Raw genomic sequence first — 16,990 nt, 5'->3', positions numbered from 1 at the left:
AACAACCCCCACGCTCACTTCATTCGCTGCCCCCCGAGGGGGCGGGTCAGCACGCTTCGGGCGGCCGTGCGCATGCTGACAATCTATTGACCATCCGCAATCTCGCGGTGAATTTCAACGGACTGCCCGCCGTCGATCGGATCAACCTCGACGTCGCGCCGGGCGAAGTGGTCGGCGTGGTCGGCGAATCGGGTTCGGGCAAGAGCGTGACGATGATGGCGCTGATGGGCCTGATCGACGCGCCGGGCAAAGTCACCGCAGACGAAGTCACCTTCAACGGCAAGAATCTGCTGAAGGCGTCCGCGCGAGAGCGCCGCAAGATCATCGGCAAAGACATCGCGATGGTGTTCCAGGACGCGCTCACCAGTCTGAATCCGAGCTACACGGTCGGCTATCAGATCAAGGAAGTGCTCAAGCTGCACGAAGGCCTGCGCGGCAGCGCGTTGGACAAACGCGCGTTGGAGTTGCTCGACCAGGTCGGCATTCCGGACGCGAAGAGCCGCATCACGTCGTTCCCGCATCAGATGTCGGGCGGCATGAACCAGCGCGTGATGATCGCCATGGCGATCGCCTGCAACCCGAAGCTGCTGATCGCCGACGAACCGACCACCGCGCTCGACGTGACGATCCAGGCGCAGATCATGGAGTTGCTGATCAAGCTGCAGAAGGAGCGCGGCATGGCGCTGGTGCTGATCTCGCACGATCTGGCCGTGGTGTCCGAGGTCGCGCAGCGCGTCTCGGTCATGTACGCTGGCGAAGTGATCGAAACCAACCGTGTGCCGGATATCTTTGCGGCGCCCCATCATCCGTACACGGAGGCGTTGCTGGCGGCGATTCCCGAGCACAATATCGGCGCGGTGCGGCTCGCCGCGCTGCCGGGCATGGTGCCGGGGCGTGACGACCGTCCCAAAGGATGTCTGTTCGCGCCGCGCTGCAAGTACGTGGTCGACGACTGCATGAAGGCACGTCCCGCATTGGCGCCGATGCAGGATCACGCTGAGGTGGCGCGGGTGCGCTGCATCAAACCCCTGAACCTGAGCGGCGACGCCAACGTTCATACCCATGGAGGCGCACGATGAACGCAGTACTCGAACCGCGGCGCCAGTCGGGCCATGCGGGCGATCACGTGCTGGTTGCCGACAAGCTTGCGCGTTACTACACGGTGAAGCGCGGGATGTTTAGCTCGGGCACGGTGAAGGCGTTGAACGGCGTGTCGTTTGCGCTTGAACGCGGCAAGACGCTGGCTGTGGTCGGTGAATCCGGCTGCGGCAAATCGACGCTCGCGCGGCAACTGACCATGATCGAAGCGCCCAGCGCGGGCCGCTTACTGATCGACGGTGAGGACGTGGCCGGTGCGGATCACGCGAAGATCGCCGCGCTGCGGCGGCGCGTGCAGATGGTGTTTCAGAATCCGTTTGCTTCGCTGAATCCGCGCAAGACCGTCGAGCAGACGCTCGGCGAACCGCTCGCGATCAACACGCAACTCAGCTCGAACGAACGCGCCGAACGGATCGCGCAGATGATGCGCACGGTCGGCCTGCGTCCGGAGCATGCGAAGCGCTATCCGCATATGTTCTCGGGCGGTCAGCGTCAGCGCGTGGCGATTGCGCGGGCGATGATCCTCGACCCGCAGATCGTGGTCGCCGATGAACCGGTGTCCGCGCTCGACGTGTCGATCCAGGCGCAGATTCTCAATCTGTTCATGGATCTGCAGGAGCAGTTCAAAACCAGCTACGTGTTCATCTCGCACAACCTGTCGGTGGTGGAGCACATCGCCGACGATGTGATGGTGATGTACTTCGGTGGCGTGGCGGAGCTTGGCGACAAGAAGCGGATTTTCTCGAACCCGCGTCATCCGTACACGCGTGCGCTGATGTCGGCCACGCCTTCGATCTTCGAGGCGGATCGCACCATCAAGATCAAGCTGCAAGGTGAAATGCCGTCGCCGCTGAATCCGCCGTCGGGTTGCACGTTCCATCAGCGCTGCCCGTACGTGATCGACCGGTGCCGCAGCGAAGAACCGAAGTTGCGTGAAGTGGATGGCCGTCAGGTGTCATGTCACCGTGCCGAGGAGGTGGGGGACGTGGATGCCTGATGCAGTGGCGGCGCGTCGTCTTACGCGCCGCTCGCGTGATGACGGCCGCCACGTGGCTTTCGCGCGGCGCTGGGGAGCGCGTGCACTGACCGGTGCCGTGCTCCTCGGCGTTTGTTGTGTCTTTCTTTTAAGCGCGGCGCCAGTCGGGGTCGCGCATGCCGCCGGGGCGGCCGCCAATACGCCCGCTCAGGCCGGGCGGCCGGCGATGCCGGTGCCCAATCTGCAGGCGCCGCCGCGCGCCACCTTGCCGGGTTTCAATCCGCCGCCCGCCACGCCAGGCACCACGGCGAGCGGTCCGGTGCGCCTGCAGCCGGCGCGCATGCCGTTCTATGTCGCGACGCGCGGCACCACCACCATCTACGTGCTCGGCACGTTGCACGTCGGCGATCCCGCCGACTATCCGCCCCAGCAACCGTTCCGCGCGCCGATTCTCGGCGCATTGGCGGCCTCGTCGACGCTGGCGCTCGAACTCTCGCCCGACGAACTGCTGGTCTCGCAAGATGACGTATCGAAGTACGGCATATGCCGCCGCGACTGTCTGCCGGGCCTGCTGCCCGAGCCTTTGTGGCGCAAGCTGGCCGCGCGCCTGCGTGGCAATCCCGCGGCGCTGGATGAAATCAAGAAGATGCGGCCCTGGCTCGCGTCCCTGGTGGTCGAAACCTACGATTCGCTGAGCGCCGGTTTGCAGACCGAGTACGGCACGGAAGCGCAGTTGCAAAACGTGTATATCAGGACGCGCGGCAAGATCGTCGGCCTTGAGACGCTGCATCAGCAGATGCGCGCATTCACTGGGCTCACGCTCGCGCAACAGCGCGAAATGCTGGCGCAGGACCTGGTGCAGACGCCCGAGGAAAATGTCGACGATGTGAAGACGTTGCATCGGCTGTGGCGAGTAGGGGACGCCGATGCGATTGCGGCCTGGCAGGCGGCGAAGTCCGAAAAGCTGGCGCGCGACAAGCGCATCTCCGATTCGATCGACAACAAGATCGTGTACGAGCGCAACCGGCGCTTCGTGTCGCGGATGCTGCTGATCGCCGGGCCGAACAAGCCGGTGTTCGTGGCGATCGGCGCATTGCATCTGGGCGGCCGCAAGGGTGTGCTGCAGCTATTGCGGCAGCACGGGTTCGTGGTCGATGCGGGGTAAAACGTTGTTCTGGTTTTGCGCCGGATAGGTGTCGTGACCAACCACAGTCCTAACCGGGGTAGGCCGTTCGGCCGAGACAGGAACCGGAAATCTGAACCATCAGTCCGATGTTGACGTGCGCCGCAAACTGCTCGCGGTGCACTCGGGCATAGCTATCTATGCGTGCTATGATGTATGTACAAACGTCAATACGGGTGGCGTGTGCGTTTTGAGTGGGACGAAGTCAAGAATCAAATCAACATCCGTAAGCATGGCATCGACGTTAGAGATGCCGTCGACGTATTCGATCATCCTGTACTGACCGCGATAGACCAGCGGGATGACTATGGTGAGGATCGCTGGATCGCGCTAGGTTGGATGACCGCCATCGTGGGCGTGGTGGTGTACGTCGAGCGCAGTACGGATGTGATTCGTATCATTTCGGCCCGCAAGGCGACAAAGCACGAGGTCAAACGCTACAAGCACAGCGTCTGGAATTGACTTGCATGCTGGCAATGGCTGGAAACGAGCAGAGGCGAAATTATGGGTAAAACATCAGGAACCGACTGGAAGCGACTTGCAAAGGCGGACGACGCGCAAATCGACACGAGCGACGTGCCTGAATTGGGCGACGATTTCTTCGATCGCGCCGAGTTGCACGTTCCGCCGAAACAGGCTGTGACAATGCGCCTGGATTCGGACGTATTGAGCTGGTTCAAAGAGCAGGGAGCGGGCTATCAGACGCGCATCAACAAGTTGTTGCGCGCCTATATGCTGGCGCAGCAGCGTCGTCGTCCTTAGGGCGCGCCGCAGCGGGATTCTGTCTGCGCGTGAACGGGTTGAGAAGGCGCTGGGGTGAACGCCTGAAATCCGCGCAGCCCCGGTTTTATCGACTGCTCTTACCGAGTTCTTCAGACACGCGTTCGACCACCTGCGTCCAATCGCCTAAGGCCGTCTGCCGGAATAGCTTCATGGACGGATACCACGGCGAATCGCTGCGCTCTTCGAGCCAGCGCCAATCCGAATTAGCAGGCAGCAGTACCCAGACGGGTTTTCCCAGCGCGGCAGCCAGATGGGCCACGCCGGTGTCCACGGCAATCACCAGGTCGAGATTCATGATCAGCGCGGCGGTGTCGTTGAAGTTGTGCAGATCGGCGCTGAAATCGTGGGCCCGGAAAACTTCGGGCGCATCAGCCAACTGATCGTGCGCCGGGCCTTTCTGCAGTGCGTACCAGGCGACGTTCTTTACCTCGCTCAGTGCGGCCAGGTCGGCCAGAGCCACTGACCGATAGCGGTCGTTGCCGAACGTCGGACTGCCGGCCCACACCAGCCCCACTTTGCGTTTCGATTTGCCGGCTGCGTCCACCCGCTTGCGCCATGTCTTGATCTGCGCCTTGTCGGCGAACATATACGGCACGGCGGCGGGAATGCTCGACAGTTCGGTGCCGACGCACGACGGCACGCTCATCATCGGTACCCAGAAGTCGTACTCGCCGTCAGGCTTGCCGCTGAACGCGCGACGCACGCCCGGAACGCGTCCAGCCAGCGGCAGCAACGGCTCGCGTACGCAGATGTCAACCGTGGCGCCGCGTTGTTCGAGCTCACGCGCATAGCGCAGAAACTGGAAGTGGTCGCCGAAACCCTGTTCGCCGACCAGCAACAGACTGCGCCCGTCGAGCGGCTCGCCATGCCACTCGGCAATATCCGGCACGGCGATCGTCTCGTAATCGTGCTTGCGCCAGCGCTTTGCAAACTCCGCCCAGCCTTGCTTATAGTCGCCGCGCTTGAGCAGCAGCCACGCGAGATTCTGATGCGCGTCCGCGTAGTTGGGATCGAGTGCCAGCGCATGGCGATAGAAGTCTTCCTCCTCGTCGAGACGGCCTTGCGAGCCAAGCGATGCGCCGAGGCAAACCAGATTGGTCGGGTTCGGCTTGAGTGCGACCGCTTGCCGATATTGGGCTTCTGCGCCGGCGTAGTCGCCACGTTTGCCGACCAGGCTGCCGAGGTTGACATGCGCTTCCGCGTAGTTGGGGCGCAGCAGCAGCGCGTGCTGAAAACTGGCGATGGCGGCCTCGTGATTGCCCTGCGCGGTGTGCGCATTGCCCGCGTTGAAGTGCGCTTCCGCCGATTGCGGGTCGAGTGCCAGCGCGTCCTTATAGCACGCCAGTGCTTCGTCATAGCGGTCGAGCTTGCTCAACGCGCTGCCGAGATTCAGAAGCGCGTCGATGAATAGCGGATTCGCCGCCAGCGCCAGCCGATATTGCCCGATCGCTTCGTCGAACGCGCCTTGTGCCTGCAGCGCGACGCCGAAATTGTTGCGCGCGTCGGCGAAATCCGGCTGCAACTGCAACGCCTGGTCGTACCAGATCATGGCTTCCTGCGGATGGCCGAGCGCGGCGGCCACGAGGCCGCGGTTGCTCCAGCAGGCGGCATCGGTGCGATCGAGCCTGAGTGCGTTGCTCATCAGTTCCGCGGCGAAACTATGGTTGCCGCGCTGATGCTGCAGCACGCCGAAGTAGTGCAGCGCCCCGGCATGCGTTGGGTCGAGTGCGAGGGCTTCGCGGTAAAAAGGCTCGGCGTCGTCGAGGTGGCCGGCCTGGTGTGCTTCGAGCGCGGCCTCGATCAGAGAGGCGAGATAAGCGGAAGGCGGCGCGCCGGCGCTCGCGGTGTCAAGGTGGGAGGGTTGTTCCATGAGAACCTGCTGGAGAGCGCCGGCGGCGCGCATTGCGTGCGCCGGCGCGTGTGGATGGGAGACCATCCACCAGCTTAGGTTCAGGTATTCACGCTGACGATCGGACGCATCCTAATTCGGCGGCATTCGTTCTCGACGGCTTATGCAACTCTCCGGTCGCGTGCGCTACCGCTTTCTCGCACGCGACCAGTTCAACAATCCTACAGGAACATCAGGAAATTCAGCAGGAAGATGTTCACGACCAGCAAGGTCAAGGCGGTCGGCACTTGCACTTTGATCACCGCGTTCTTGTCCGGCAACTCCAGCAGCGCCGCCGGCACCATGTTGAAGTTCGCGGCCATCGGTGTCATCAGGGTGCCGCAGTAGCCCGAGAACATGCCGATCGCGACCATCACCGCCGGATTGCCGTGAAACACGCCGACCAGAATCGGCACGCCGACGCCGCCTGTCATCACCGGGAACGCGGCGAAGCCGTTGCCCATCACCATCGTGAAGAGCGCCATGCCGATGCAGTACACGGCCACGGCGATAAACCGGTAGTCGAGGCTGATGTAGGCCGTGGTCACGTGAGCGACCGCCTTGCCGACTCCCGCGTCCGAGAACACGAGGCCCAGCATGCCGAGCATCTGCGGCAGCACCGCGGCCCATGACAACGCATCGACCAGACGGCGGGCCTCTTTCATCGACTGGCCGACGGTATCGCGCGTCATCACGCAGGCAATCGCAAGCGCGATCACACAGCCAATGCCGAAGCCGATCAGCGTGACGTTAGCCTTCTCGATCAACGGCATGCCGCCGAAGATCAGATGGCTGGCCGACAGCGTAATGACCACGGTGACCACCGGAATCGTCAACGCGGGCACGAACAGCTTGTTGCCCAGACGCGCGGCGCTGGCCTTGCGGGCCTCGAGCGACAGCAGCTTCGGTTTGGCCGCGGTCACACCGCCGAAGCCCGCAGCCAGCGCCATCACGATCACCAGCACGCCGACCACCGAGGCCGGCAGCTTGTCGCCGATCAGGAAAATCAGCGCGTAAAGAATCCAGAAGCCGCCAGCGGTGAAACGGCGCGGGTGCTCCTTGTCCGTGACGATCATGCCGCCGATGACAAGCAGCACCACGCCCAGCAGCCAGAAAAGATAGGTAATCGTGAGAGTCATGCTTTGTCTCCTGCGGCGGGTTGCGTCGGCGAAACGGAGGCGGTGTTCGCTGCGGCATTGCCGCGCAGTTCGCGCTCGAGCCTGCGGTCAAGCAGATACAGCCGGAAGCCGTGAATGAAGAATGCGCAGATCGCGGTCGGGATGCCCCAGACGGCCACGTGAATCGGCTCGACGACGATGCCGGCTTCTTTCAGGAAGGTCGTCATCAGCACGATGGCGCCGAACGCGACGAAGATGTCTTCACCGAAGAACAGGCCGACGTTGTCGGTCGCCGCGGAGAAGGCGCGCAACTTGAAGCGAACCGCGTCGCTGATTTTGCCGAAGCGCGTTTCAGTCGCGCCTTCAGCCATCGGTGCGATCAGCGGACGCACCATCTGCGGATGGCCGCCGAGCCCGGTCAGTCCGACCGCGGCGGTCAGCTCGCGCACCAGCAGATAGACGATCAGCAAACGTCCCGCGGTCGCGGCCTTGATGCCGCCGATCCATGTCTGCGCGCGCTCGCGCAGGCCATGCCGCTCCAGTAGGCCGATCACCGCCAGCGGCAGCAGGATGATCAGTGGAATGTTGCGGGTCTTGATGAAGCCGGTACCGATTTCGGCAAGGATTTTTTCAGGCGGGAAGTGCGCGGCCAGACCCGTGACGATCGCGGCAACCGCCACGATCAACATCGGATTGAACCGTAATAAAAAGCCGACGATGATGACGGCCACGCCAATGAGCGGCCATAGACTGACTGTTGTCTGCATCTGGATCTCCAAACAGGGTTTCAACCTCGCCGCTTATGGCGGCTAACGTGGGCCGGCGCCTGATGATCCACGCGCCGTCTTGCTGCCACGGCTCTTGCTGGCCGCGTTGCTTCGACTACACCTGCACCTGCTGCTTATTGTTGTTCTACAGCGGTTGTTCTACCGCCGTTGTTCCACGCCGGGTACTGCAAACCATCCTGCACCTGGCAAACGCCCCGCGAGGAGCGGGGCGTTCAGGGCATGGCAATGGGGTGGCTCGCGCTGACCGGCTCGCGTGAACCGATGTGTGGATCAGACGCGCGCGGCGCCTGCCGCGTGTACTTCAATGCCGGCGCTTTCCAGCGCGCTGCGGATGCGTCGTGCGAACGCCAGTGCATGCGGGCCGTCGCCGTGCAGGCAGATGGTTTGCGCGTTGAGTGGCACCCAGTGTCCGTCCACGGCCTGCACGCGGCGCTCACGCACCATGGCGAGCGTGCGCTCCAGCACCACCTCTTCGTCGTCGAGCAGTGCGCCCGGCTCCTTGCGCGGCACCAGCGAGCCGTCGGCGCGATAGCCGCGGTCGGCGAATACTTCTTCGACGGCGATCAGACCCGCTTCGCGGGCGGCGCTCACGAGTCCGCTGTTGGCGAGCGCGAACACCGCGACCGACGGATCGAAATCATGGACCGCCGAGACGATCGCGTCGGCGATCTTCGCGTCGCGCGCGGCCTGGTTGTAAAGCGCGCCGTGCGGCTTGACGTGCGCGATGCGCCCGCCCTCGGCTTGCGCGATCGCCGACAGTGCGCCGAGTTGGTACAGCACGCCCGCGTAGATCTCGTGGGCCGGCAGATCCATTTCCTTGCGGCCAAAATTTTCCGGATCGTTAAAGCTTGGATGCGCGCCGATCGACACGCCTTTTTGCACCGCCCATCGCACGCAGTCGCGCATTGCGTTGGCGCCGCCCGCATGCCAGCCGCACGCGATATTGGCGGAGCTGACGAGGTCGAGCAGCGCCTCGTCGGAGCCGCAGCCTTCGCCGAGGTCGGCGTTCAAATCGATTTCCATGGTGTTCCTCTACTCTACTTAGTGTTACAGCGTCGCGACCGCCGGCTGGCGCGCGCAGCGTTCTTCGTGCATGGCAATCGCGGCGTCGATCTGCCGCAAATAGGTGCGTTCTTCCAGTAGCGCCTGGCGCGCCTCATAGGGCGTCGTCGGGATGAAACGGATGGCGGCGTTCAGGCGAACCTGGGCGAGCTTCCATAGGTCGGCCTGGATCACTGCGCCGATTTTCGGATAGCCGCCGGTGGTCTGCGCGTCGCTCATCAGCACGATCGGCTGGCCGTTCGGCGGCACCTGAATCGTGCCGGGCAGCACTGCGTGCGAGAGCAGATCGCTTTTTTGGGTACGCTTCAGTTGCGTGCCGGCGAGACGGTAGCCCATGCGGTTGCTGTTTGGGGTAACCAGCCATTCGTCGGACCAGAACGATGCGTGTGCTTCTTCAGTGAAGCTGTCGTACTCGGGGCCTTGCAGCACGCGGATCGGCACGGCCCATGGCACGCCTGACGGATGACGGCCGCGCCGCAGCGGCTCGTGAACCAGCACGAACTTGCACCAGGCGGGCGCTTTCACGCCGAACTCCGGCGCTTCGGGGGTAAAGCCGAGGTGGCCGCGTTGCGGCGGCGCGCCGACCGGCAGGCGATCGCCATCCCGCAGCGCCCGGCCGCCGAGTCCGCCGAATTGGCCGGCGAGATCGGTGCTGCGCGAGCCGAGCATCGGCAAAACGTCGATGCCGCCCGCGATACAGACATAGCCGCGCATGCCGCGCTTGGCTGTTTGCAGAACCAGCTCCTGGCCGGCCTGCACCGGCAGGCTCCACCATGAGTAGACCGGCTTGCCGTCGAGCGTCGCGCCGAATTCTGTGCCGGTGATGGCCACGCGTGTGGCACGCAGAAAGCGCAGCACGGTCGGACCGAAGGTAATTTCCAGGCCGGCCGCGTCGGGCCGGTTGCCAACCAGCCGATTGCCGACTTCGAGCGACAAACGGTCGAGCGCGCCCCCCATCGCGACGCCGAGGTGCCGGTAGCCGTGACGGCCGAGGTCCTGAATCGTAGTCAGGAGACCCGCGCGGATCACATCGATCATGCGTGTATCCCCGCAATGGTAAAGCGCACCCGGTCACCCGGTTGCAGCAGCGTGGGCGGGCGCCGGGCCGGATCGAACAGCGGCAGTTCGGTGCGGCCGATCAACTGCCAGCCGCCGGGGGAGGTGGCCGGATAGATGCCGGTTTGCTCACCGCCAATGCCGACCGAACCGGCCGGCACTTCAAGCCGCGGCGACGAGCGGCGCGGCGTGTGCAGCGCTTCGTCGAGCCCGCCCATATAGGCAAAGCCCGGTTGGAAGCCGAGAAAAAACACCACGTACTCGCCCGCCGCATGGCGTTGCACGACCTCGCGCACGCTCAGGCCGGTGTGATCGGCGACCGCTTTAAGGTCGGGCCCGAATTCGCCACCATATTGCACCGGAATTTCGACTTCACGGCCGGTTGCGGGCACGTCGCTCGCCGCGTCCCAGGCCGCTTGCAGATGGTTCACCAGCAAGTCGCGATCGGCTTCGAGCGAATCGAAAACGAGCGTCAGATTGTTCATGCCCGGGACGACCTCCAGCACATGCGGCCAGTCGCGCGCGGCCTCGGCGGTGGCCCATACGCGCCGCTGACATTCCAGCGTGGCAGGCGGCGGCGCCTCGCAGACCAGCGCGGCATCACCGAATGGAAAGATTCTGGGTTGGCTCATCGCTTAGTGGCCCTGGTCGAGTCGGAATTGTCGAGCATATCGGACCCCATGAGTGTTGGTCGGCACGGGGTCCGCGATGTCTGGAGCGTACATTATCAATAAAATATCGACAAATTCTCAATAAGCGTTTTCGCCAGGCTGCCGGGAATGGGCTGCTCGTCGTACACTCCCGACACCTTTCCATCGTGTTTTTCGAGAAATTTCACCATGTCGCGCCACCCCACCAAGATCGTCTCCTCGGAACATCTCGTGTCTGACACAAGCGCGGAGCTGTCCGAGCTGGAGTACGCGCTCATCATGGCTGGCAACGCGTTCAACCGGTGGATGGTGCGCTGTATGTCGGCCGCCGGCGAAAAGGACATGACCGCGATCGAAGTCTCGTTGCTGCATCACGTCAGCCATCGCGAACGGCGCAAGAAACTGGCCGACATCTGCTTCGTGCTGAACATCGAAGACACCCATGTCGCCACCTATGCGTTGAAGAAGCTCGTAGCTAGAGGGTATGTAAAAAGCGAAAAGACCGGCAAGGAAGTGTTCTTCTCGGCCACCGATGCGGGTCGCGAACTCTGCCTGAAGTACCGCGAGGTGCGCGAGAGCTGCCTGATTTCGACGCTGAAGGAAAGCGGCCTGACCAACGAGCAGATCGGCGAGGCGGCACAACTGATGCGCAATGCGTCCGGACTGTACGACACGGCCGCGCGGGCGGCGGCGTCTTTATAACGGGGCCCGGCCTCGGCGCTGGGCGGAGGCCGCAGTGAAGGACGCGCGCCGCACCGGGCTCGTCAACCGCTTAATCCGCCGGGTGGGGATAGCAGGCGGCTTCCGTCACGATCAGATCGAGTGGGATGTCGTGGGCCTCGCGCTGCAACGCGTCGGTCCGGCACGCTTCATACGCAATGCCGACCGTGACCGGTTTCGTCGACCCCGGCCAGGTGGCGAGCGTGCGATCGTAGTAGCCGCCGCCGTAACCGAGCCGGAAGCCATCGGCGTCAAAGCCGACACACGGCACGAACAACAGATCGGGCACGACGACGCGCCCCGAAGTGGGCTCGGCGATCTTGTGATGGCCGATCTTCATTGGCGTATCCGGCGTCCATGCGTGAAATTCGAGCGGCGCGCCACGTTCCTTGACGACCGGTAAGCTCGCCTCGCGTTGCGCGTCTGCCGCGAGCCAGATCGCGATCGCGGCGCGTGCGTCGAACTCGCCCGCCAGCGGCCAGTAGAACCCGGCGTTGCTCACCCCATAGCGCTTCAACGTGTCGAGAATGCGACGGCTGAGCGCGGCATTGCGGGCCGGCTCGGAAGCCGCTTGTAGCCTTGCTTCCAATAGCATTCGACGCAGCGCCTTTTTCGATTCTGCGGCAGGGTTGCATGCTATGCTTGGGTTCAATTCGCGCTCCAGAAACAACGATGTCAAAACGCCTCTATCGAGTATATCGCGCGGCCGGTCTGGCGCTTGCCGCAGCGGCACTGGTCGCGTGCAGCACGGCCTCCGCTGTCAAGCCCATTGCACTTTCTCAACTCACGAACGACGACCAGATCTTCGTCCAGCTTCGCGAAGCCGCCCGCACGAATGACGCGGCGCGTGCGGCGCAACTGGCGAGCATGATCCCGAGTTATCCGGCACCTTCGTATCTGGAGTACTTCCAGATCAAGCCGCAGCTGTTCGATTCCGGCGGCCATGCGCGCATCGACGCGCCAGATGCGCCGGTGCTGTCGTTCCTGCAGAAATACGACGGCCAGGCCATTGCCGACCGCCTGCGCAACGACTACCTCACGGTGCTCGGCGCGCGTCACGACTGGCGTAATTTCGATCAGCAATACGCGCGCTTCGTGCTGAACGACGATACGCAGGTGAAGTGCTACGCGCTCGAATCGCGCGCCGCACGTGGCGAGAATGTTGCCGACGCGGCGCGTGCGCTGCTGGTCGATCCGAAGTGGTATGGCGACGGCTGCGTCGATCTGGTTACCGCGCTGGCAGTCAACCAGCAATTCAGCTCCGACGACGTGTGGCAACAGATCCGTCTCGCGTATGAGCAGAACTACACCAGCACCGGCAGCAAGCTCGTCGATGCGCTCAGCAACCAGCCGCCCGACCCCGTGCTGTTCGGTCAGGCCACAAGTACGCCACCATTGTTGCTGGCACGCGGTGTCGGTCCGGATACGCAGTCGCATCAACTGGCGCTGCTCGCGATCACGCGCATGGCGCGCAACGACCCCGCCATGGCAGCAGCTACGTTCGCCTCGGTGGCGCCGTCGTTGAGCTCGCCCGAGCGCGCCATCGGCTGGGGCACGATTGCCTATCAGGCCGCGGTCAAGCAGATGCCGAGCGCGGTCGACTGGTACCGGCTCTCAGTGAATGCGCCTCTGTCGACCCCGGCATATGAATGGCGCACCCGCACGGCGCTGCTCGCGGGCGACTGGACAATGGTGCGCTGGTCGATCGAACAGATGCCGGCGGGACTGCGCAACCAGCCGTCATGGGTGTACTGGCATGCCCGTGCGCTCAAGCAAGCCGGCGACACGGCCACGGCCAATCAGGAATTCGGGTCGATCTCGCAAGGCTTCAACTTCTACGGCCAACTGGCTTCGGAAGAACTCGGCCAGAAGATCACTGTGCCGCCGAAAACCACCGTGACCGACGCCGAAATCCAGCAGGCCGGCAACACGCCGGGCTTCGATCTGGCGCAGCGTTTCTATGCGCTGAATCTGCGGCTCGAGGGCAATCGCGAATGGAACTGGCCGCTGCGCAACATGAGCGACCGGCAACTGATCGCCGTGGCCGAGTACGCGCGCCGCATCGAGTTGTATGACCGCACCGTGAACACGGCGGACCGCACAAAGAGCGAGCACGATTTCTCGCTGCGCTATCTGTCGCCGTTCAAGGACATTGTGGAGCGCGACGCGCAGTCGAATGGGCTCGACGTCGAATGGGCGTACGGGCTGATTCGCCAGGAATCGCGCTTCATCATGAACGCGCGCTCGGAAGTCGGCGCGAGCGGTCTGATGCAGTTGATGCCGGGCACCGCGCAACTGGTGGCGAAGAAGATCGGCCTCGGCCCGATTTCGCGCGAGCAGATGAACGATATCAACACCAATATCCTGCTCGGCACGAACTACCTGTCCATGATCTACAATCAGTTCGACGGGTCCGCCGTGCTGGCCACCGCCGGTTATAACGCCGGTCCCGGCCGTCCGCGCAACTGGCGGCAATCGTTGCAGCGTCCGGTTGAAGGCGCGATCTTTGCCGAGGCGATTCCGTTCCAGGAAACGCGCGACTACGTCAAGAATGTGTTGTCCAACACGGTCTACTACGCGGCATTGTTCGAAGGCCGTCCGCAATCGCTGAAGGCGCGTCTGGGTTATATCGCACCGTAACCGTAAGCGCCGTGCCGCCGCCGTGTCGCTCTGACGCGGCGGTGCGCCACGCCAGCCGTTGCCGCGGCTTCCACCTGGGAGTCGAAAATGCGACACCAAGCCATTGCGGTCATCGGCGGTTCCGGTTTTATCGGCAGCTATCTCGTCAACGCCCTCGTTGAAATGGGCAAAGACGTGCGCATCGCCACCCGGCGCCGCTACAACGCCCGCCATCTGACCCTGCTGCCCATCGACGTAGTCGAAGCCGACGTGTTCGATCCGGTGCAACTCGCGCGTTTCGTCGAAGGCGCCGATTGCGTCGTCAATCTCGTTGCCACGTTGCATGGCAAACGCGGCAAGCCTTATGGCCCGGAGTTCGCGCGCATGCACGTCGAATTGCCGACCCGGATCGTGGCGGCTTGCGAAGGCAAGGGCGTGCATCGTTTGATTCACATCAGCGCACTCGGCGCCGACCTGAACGGGCCGAGCATGTACTCGCGCTCCAAGGGCGACGGCGAAAAGGCCGTGCATGCGGCGAATCTGGCGTGGACAATTTTCCGGCCGTCCGTGGTGTTTGGTCCCGAAGACCAGCTTCTCAACAAGTTCGCTTTCCTGCAGCGCATGTTCCCGGCGATTCCACTTGCCATGCCGGACGCGAAATTCCAACCGGTGTATGTCGGCGACGTGGCGAAAGCGATTTGCAACGTGCTCGATCTCGATGCCGCGAGCGGCCATACTTACGAACTGGGTGGGCCGACCGTCTATACCCTCGAAGACCTTGTCGAATATTGCGGCGACGTGATTGGCCGGCACGCGCGGATTATTCGCCTGCCAGAAGCGTTGGCGCGCCTGCAGGCGTTGACGTTCGAAATGGCGCCTGGGGAACCGGTGATTTCGCGCGACAATCTCGATTCGATGAAAGTCGACAACGTGCTGAGCGGACCGCTTGCGCCTGAACTCGGCATCGAGCCCGTCAGCATCGAAACTATCGCGCCCGTGTATCTGACCGGTGCGTCGACGCGTTCGCGCTTCGACACGTTTCGCGCCAGCGCGGGACGCTGAATTCTTTTATCCACTCACTTATACAAAGACAGAGCATGAAGCTGCTTATCGGTGACAAGAACTATTCGTCGTGGTCGATGCGTCCGTGGCTGCTGGTCAAACATTTCGGCATCCCGTTTGAGGAGGTGCTGATTCATCTGAATGAATCCGGCACGAAGTCCGCGATTCTCGCTTATGCGCCGACGGGGCCGGGCAAGGTGCCGTGTTTGATCGGCGAAGACGGATCGGCCACCTGGGATTCGCTGGCGATCGCCGAGACGCTGGCCGAGCGCTTCCCGCAGCATGCGTTGTGGCCGCGCGACCCGGCAGCGCGTAGTCACGCGCGCAGTGTGAGCGCCGAGATGCATTCGGGCTTTGGCGAATTGCGCTCGAATATGTGGATGAACATTCGCGCGTCGTTTCCCGGCAAGAACCGCACACCGGGCGCCCTTGCCGATATCGCGCGTATTGACGCGGTCTGGAGCCACTGCATTGAGACCTACGGCGGCCCGTTCCTGTTCGGCGAGTTCAGCATTGCTGACGCGATGTACGCGCCGGTGGTGATGCGTTTCAACACGTGGCAACCCAGCTTGTCCGAAGCCGCGGCGGCTTATGTGCGTCGCGTGACGGCGCTGCCGGCGGTGAAGGCCTGGATCGACGACGCGCTGCGCGAAACGCACACCGTTCCCAATCAAGACGAATGTCCATGAACATTTACGCGGTCGGCGGCGCGATTCGCGACGAGTTACTGGGCGTGCCGGTGCAGGACCGCGATTACGTGGTGGTCGGCGCGACCCCCGAGCAGATGGTGGCTCAGGGCTACCGTCCGGTGGGCAAGGATTTCCCGGTGTTCCTGCACCCGAAAACGCACGAGGAATATGCGCTCGCACGCACCGAGCGCAAGACCGCGGCGGGCTATCACGGCTTTCAGTTTTTCTACGCGCCGGACGTCACGCTCGAAGAGGATCTGGCTCGCCGCGACTTGACGATCAATGCAATGGCGCGCGAAATGCGCCCGGACGGCGAACTGACCGGCCCGGTGATCGACCCGTTCAACGGGCGGGGCGATTTGCAGGCGCGGCTGTTTCGTCACGTCAGCGGTGCGTTTCTTGAAGACCCCGTGCGGATTTTGCGGATTGCGCGGTTCGCGGCGCGCTTTGTCGATTTCGCGGTGGCGCCGGAGACGATGGCGCTGATGCGTGCGATGGTGAGCGACGGCGAGGTGGACGCGCTGGTGGCTGAGCGCGTGTGGCAGGAGGTGTCACGCGGTTTGATGGAGAAGAAGCCGTCCCGGATGTTCGAGGTGCTGCGGGAATGCGGCGCGTTGGCGCGAATCCTGCCGGAAATCGATGCGTTGTTCGGCGTGCCGCAACGGGCGGACTATCACCCCGAAGTGGATACGGGCGTGCATGTGATGATGGTGGTCGACCATGCCGCGCAGCAGGGGTACGCGTTGCCGGTCCGGTTCGCGGCGCTCACCCATGACCTGGGTAAAGCGACGACGCCGGACGACGTGTTGCCCCGGCATATCGGGCACGAGGGGCGCAGTGTGGATTTGCTGAAACCTTTGTGCGAGCGGCTGCGGGTACCGAATGAATGCCGCGATCTGGCGCTGCTGGTCGCGCGGGAGCATGGGAATATTCATCGCGTGATGGAGATGGGAGCGGCCGCGTTGGTGAGGCTGCTTGAGCGCAGCGATGCGATCCGGAAACCGGCGCGGTTTGCTGAAGCTTTGCAGGCTTGCGAGGCGGATGCACGCGGGCGGCTTGGGTTTGAGATGCGGGAGTATCCGCAGGCTGAGCGGCTGCGGGTTGCGCTTGTTGCGGCGCGCGGGGTTGATGCTGGGGCGGTGGCTAAGCGGCTTGCTGACTCGCCTGGCGGGATTAAGGATGCGGTGCATCAGGAGCGCGTTCGCGCTGTTGAGGTGGCTGTTGGGTGAGGGTTTTTTTGCCTGCGCGGCGCTTTATTGTCTGTGTGTTTATGGTTTTGGCCTTTCCTTGCTTTGTTA

At 63.4% G+C, this 16,990-nt stretch carries 17 protein-coding genes; 10 read left to right on the top strand and 7 right to left on the bottom strand.

The features are described 5' to 3' along the window. Window positions 1–86 precede the first annotated feature (86 nt). From PQR67_RS36325 to PQR67_RS36305, 5 genes are all read left to right on the top strand, one after another. Entirely contained in the window at window positions 87–1,079 is a 993-nt protein-coding gene (locus tag PQR67_RS36325; RefSeq protein WP_408467642.1) for an ABC transporter ATP-binding protein, read from the top strand. Next, window positions 1,076–2,095 carry a peptide ABC transporter ATP-binding protein gene (locus PQR67_RS36320; RefSeq protein WP_408467619.1) on the top strand — a complete coding sequence of 340 codons (1,020 nt, stop codon included), beginning with the start codon at window positions 1,076–1,078 and terminating at the stop codon, window positions 2,093–2,095. Before PQR67_RS36325 ends, PQR67_RS36320 begins: the two co-directional genes overlap by 4 nt. After that, a complete protein-coding gene (locus PQR67_RS36315; RefSeq protein WP_408467618.1) occupies window positions 2,088–3,239 on the top strand; it encodes a TraB/GumN family protein in 1,152 nt (383 codons plus the stop codon). The genes PQR67_RS36320 and PQR67_RS36315 overlap by 8 nt, the downstream gene beginning before the upstream one ends. Window positions 3,240–3,413: 174 nt before the next feature. Beyond that, window positions 3,414–3,719, top strand: a complete 306-nt coding sequence (locus tag PQR67_RS36310; protein ID WP_408467617.1) for a BrnT family toxin — start codon at window positions 3,414–3,416, stop codon at window positions 3,717–3,719. A 42-nt stretch (window positions 3,720–3,761) separates the two neighbouring features. Continuing rightward, a complete protein-coding gene (locus PQR67_RS36305; RefSeq protein WP_408467616.1) occupies window positions 3,762–4,019 on the top strand; it encodes a BrnA antitoxin family protein in 258 nt (85 codons plus the stop codon). A gap of 85 nt (window positions 4,020–4,104) precedes the next feature. Here the strand turns inward: PQR67_RS36305 and PQR67_RS36300 are convergent, their stop codons facing one another. From PQR67_RS36300 to pxpB, 6 genes are all read right to left on the bottom strand, one after another. Next, window positions 4,105–5,910: a tetratricopeptide repeat protein gene (locus tag PQR67_RS36300; protein ID WP_408467615.1), complete on the bottom strand. Its 1,806-nt coding sequence runs from the start codon at window positions 5,908–5,910 to the stop codon at window positions 4,105–4,107. A gap of 200 nt (window positions 5,911–6,110) precedes the next feature. Next, a complete protein-coding gene (locus PQR67_RS36295; RefSeq protein ID WP_408467614.1) occupies window positions 6,111–7,067 on the bottom strand; it encodes a DUF979 domain-containing protein in 957 nt (318 codons plus the stop codon). Further along, window positions 7,064–7,813: a DUF969 domain-containing protein gene (locus PQR67_RS36290; RefSeq protein ID WP_408467613.1), complete on the bottom strand. Its 750-nt coding sequence runs from the start codon at window positions 7,811–7,813 to the stop codon at window positions 7,064–7,066. The genes PQR67_RS36295 and PQR67_RS36290 overlap by 4 nt, the downstream gene beginning before the upstream one ends. A gap of 291 nt (window positions 7,814–8,104) precedes the next feature. Further along, window positions 8,105–8,857, bottom strand: coding sequence for a 5-oxoprolinase subunit PxpA (pxpA, locus tag PQR67_RS36285; protein ID WP_408467612.1), 753 nt, complete (start codon window positions 8,855–8,857; stop codon window positions 8,105–8,107). Between the two features lie 24 nt (window positions 8,858–8,881). Further along, entirely contained in the window at window positions 8,882–9,934 is a 1,053-nt protein-coding gene (locus PQR67_RS36280) for a 5-oxoprolinase subunit C family protein (protein WP_408467611.1), read from the bottom strand. After that, a complete protein-coding gene (gene pxpB / locus PQR67_RS36275; RefSeq protein WP_408467610.1) occupies window positions 9,931–10,584 on the bottom strand; it encodes a 5-oxoprolinase subunit PxpB in 654 nt (217 codons plus the stop codon). Before pxpB ends, PQR67_RS36280 begins: the two co-directional genes overlap by 4 nt. Before the next feature lie 207 nt (window positions 10,585–10,791). On the opposite strand from pxpB, the gene PQR67_RS36270 reads away from it, so the two are divergent. After that, complete coding sequence (locus tag PQR67_RS36270; RefSeq protein WP_054040851.1) at window positions 10,792–11,304, top strand: winged helix DNA-binding protein; 513 nt, start codon at window positions 10,792–10,794, stop codon at window positions 11,302–11,304. Window positions 11,305–11,374: 70 nt separating this feature from the next. Here PQR67_RS36270 and PQR67_RS36265 read toward each other — a convergent pair whose 3' ends face one another. After that, window positions 11,375–11,917 (bottom strand): 5-formyltetrahydrofolate cyclo-ligase, encoded by a 543-nt coding sequence (locus PQR67_RS36265; protein ID WP_408467609.1) that lies wholly within the window; start codon window positions 11,915–11,917, stop codon window positions 11,375–11,377. Window positions 11,918–11,994: 77 nt separating this feature from the next. Between PQR67_RS36265 and PQR67_RS36260 the strand changes: the two genes are divergently transcribed. The 4 genes from PQR67_RS36260 to PQR67_RS36245 all read left to right on the top strand — a co-directional run bounded on the left by PQR67_RS36260 (window position 11,995) and on the right by PQR67_RS36245 (window position 16,921). Further along, on the top strand, window positions 11,995–13,962 hold the full coding sequence (locus PQR67_RS36260; protein ID WP_408467608.1) for a lytic transglycosylase domain-containing protein: 1,968 nt from the start codon (window positions 11,995–11,997) through the stop codon (window positions 13,960–13,962). Window positions 13,963–14,049: 87 nt separating this feature from the next. Next, the gene (locus tag PQR67_RS36255) at window positions 14,050–15,003 is read left to right on the top strand and encodes a complex I NDUFA9 subunit family protein (RefSeq protein ID WP_408467607.1); all 954 of its coding nucleotides are present in this window, start codon (window positions 14,050–14,052) and stop codon (window positions 15,001–15,003) included. A gap of 35 nt (window positions 15,004–15,038) precedes the next feature. Continuing rightward, a complete protein-coding gene (locus tag PQR67_RS36250; RefSeq protein ID WP_408467606.1) occupies window positions 15,039–15,692 on the top strand; it encodes a glutathione S-transferase family protein in 654 nt (217 codons plus the stop codon). Continuing rightward, window positions 15,689–16,921 (top strand): multifunctional CCA addition/repair protein, encoded by a 1,233-nt coding sequence (locus PQR67_RS36245; RefSeq protein WP_408467605.1) that lies wholly within the window; start codon window positions 15,689–15,691, stop codon window positions 16,919–16,921. Before PQR67_RS36250 ends, PQR67_RS36245 begins: the two co-directional genes overlap by 4 nt. The last annotated feature ends 69 nt before the right edge of the window (window positions 16,922–16,990 follow it).

The sequence above is a fragment of the Paraburkholderia fungorum genome, from assembly GCF_046026025.1.
Classification (GTDB): domain Bacteria; phylum Pseudomonadota; class Gammaproteobacteria; order Burkholderiales; family Burkholderiaceae; genus Paraburkholderia; species Paraburkholderia fungorum_E.
Note: the sequence above shows the minus strand (reverse complement) of the source record. Positions and strands in the feature narration are given on the sequence as shown.

Coding starts and splice junctions, on each gene's coding strand:
- PQR67_RS36320 (WP_408467619.1), top strand. CDS start 1,076: ATGAACGCAGTACTCGAACCGCGGCGCCAGTCGGGCCATGCGGGCGAT.
- PQR67_RS36315 (WP_408467618.1), top strand. CDS start 2,088: ATGCCTGATGCAGTGGCGGCGCGTCGTCTTACGCGCCGCTCGCGTGAT.
- PQR67_RS36310 (WP_408467617.1), top strand. CDS start 3,414: ATGTACAAACGTCAATACGGGTGGCGTGTGCGTTTTGAGTGGGACGAA.
- PQR67_RS36305 (WP_408467616.1), top strand. CDS start 3,762: ATGGGTAAAACATCAGGAACCGACTGGAAGCGACTTGCAAAGGCGGAC.
- PQR67_RS36300 (WP_408467615.1), bottom strand. CDS start 5,910: ATGGAACAACCCTCCCACCTTGACACCGCGAGCGCCGGCGCGCCGCCT.
- PQR67_RS36295 (WP_408467614.1), bottom strand. CDS start 7,067: ATGACTCTCACGATTACCTATCTTTTCTGGCTGCTGGGCGTGGTGCTG.
- PQR67_RS36290 (WP_408467613.1), bottom strand. CDS start 7,813: ATGCAGACAACAGTCAGTCTATGGCCGCTCATTGGCGTGGCCGTCATC.
- pxpA (WP_408467612.1), bottom strand. CDS start 8,857: ATGGAAATCGATTTGAACGCCGACCTCGGCGAAGGCTGCGGCTCCGAC.
- PQR67_RS36280 (WP_408467611.1), bottom strand. CDS start 9,934: ATGATCGATGTGATCCGCGCGGGTCTCCTGACTACGATTCAGGACCTC.
- pxpB (WP_408467610.1), bottom strand. CDS start 10,584: ATGAGCCAACCCAGAATCTTTCCATTCGGTGATGCCGCGCTGGTCTGC.
- PQR67_RS36270 (WP_054040851.1), top strand. CDS start 10,792: ATGTCGCGCCACCCCACCAAGATCGTCTCCTCGGAACATCTCGTGTCT.
- PQR67_RS36265 (WP_408467609.1), bottom strand. CDS start 11,917: ATGCTATTGGAAGCAAGGCTACAAGCGGCTTCCGAGCCGGCCCGCAAT.
- PQR67_RS36260 (WP_408467608.1), top strand. CDS start 11,995: ATGTCAAAACGCCTCTATCGAGTATATCGCGCGGCCGGTCTGGCGCTT.
- PQR67_RS36255 (WP_408467607.1), top strand. CDS start 14,050: ATGCGACACCAAGCCATTGCGGTCATCGGCGGTTCCGGTTTTATCGGC.
- PQR67_RS36250 (WP_408467606.1), top strand. CDS start 15,039: ATGAAGCTGCTTATCGGTGACAAGAACTATTCGTCGTGGTCGATGCGT.
- PQR67_RS36245 (WP_408467605.1), top strand. CDS start 15,689: ATGAACATTTACGCGGTCGGCGGCGCGATTCGCGACGAGTTACTGGGC.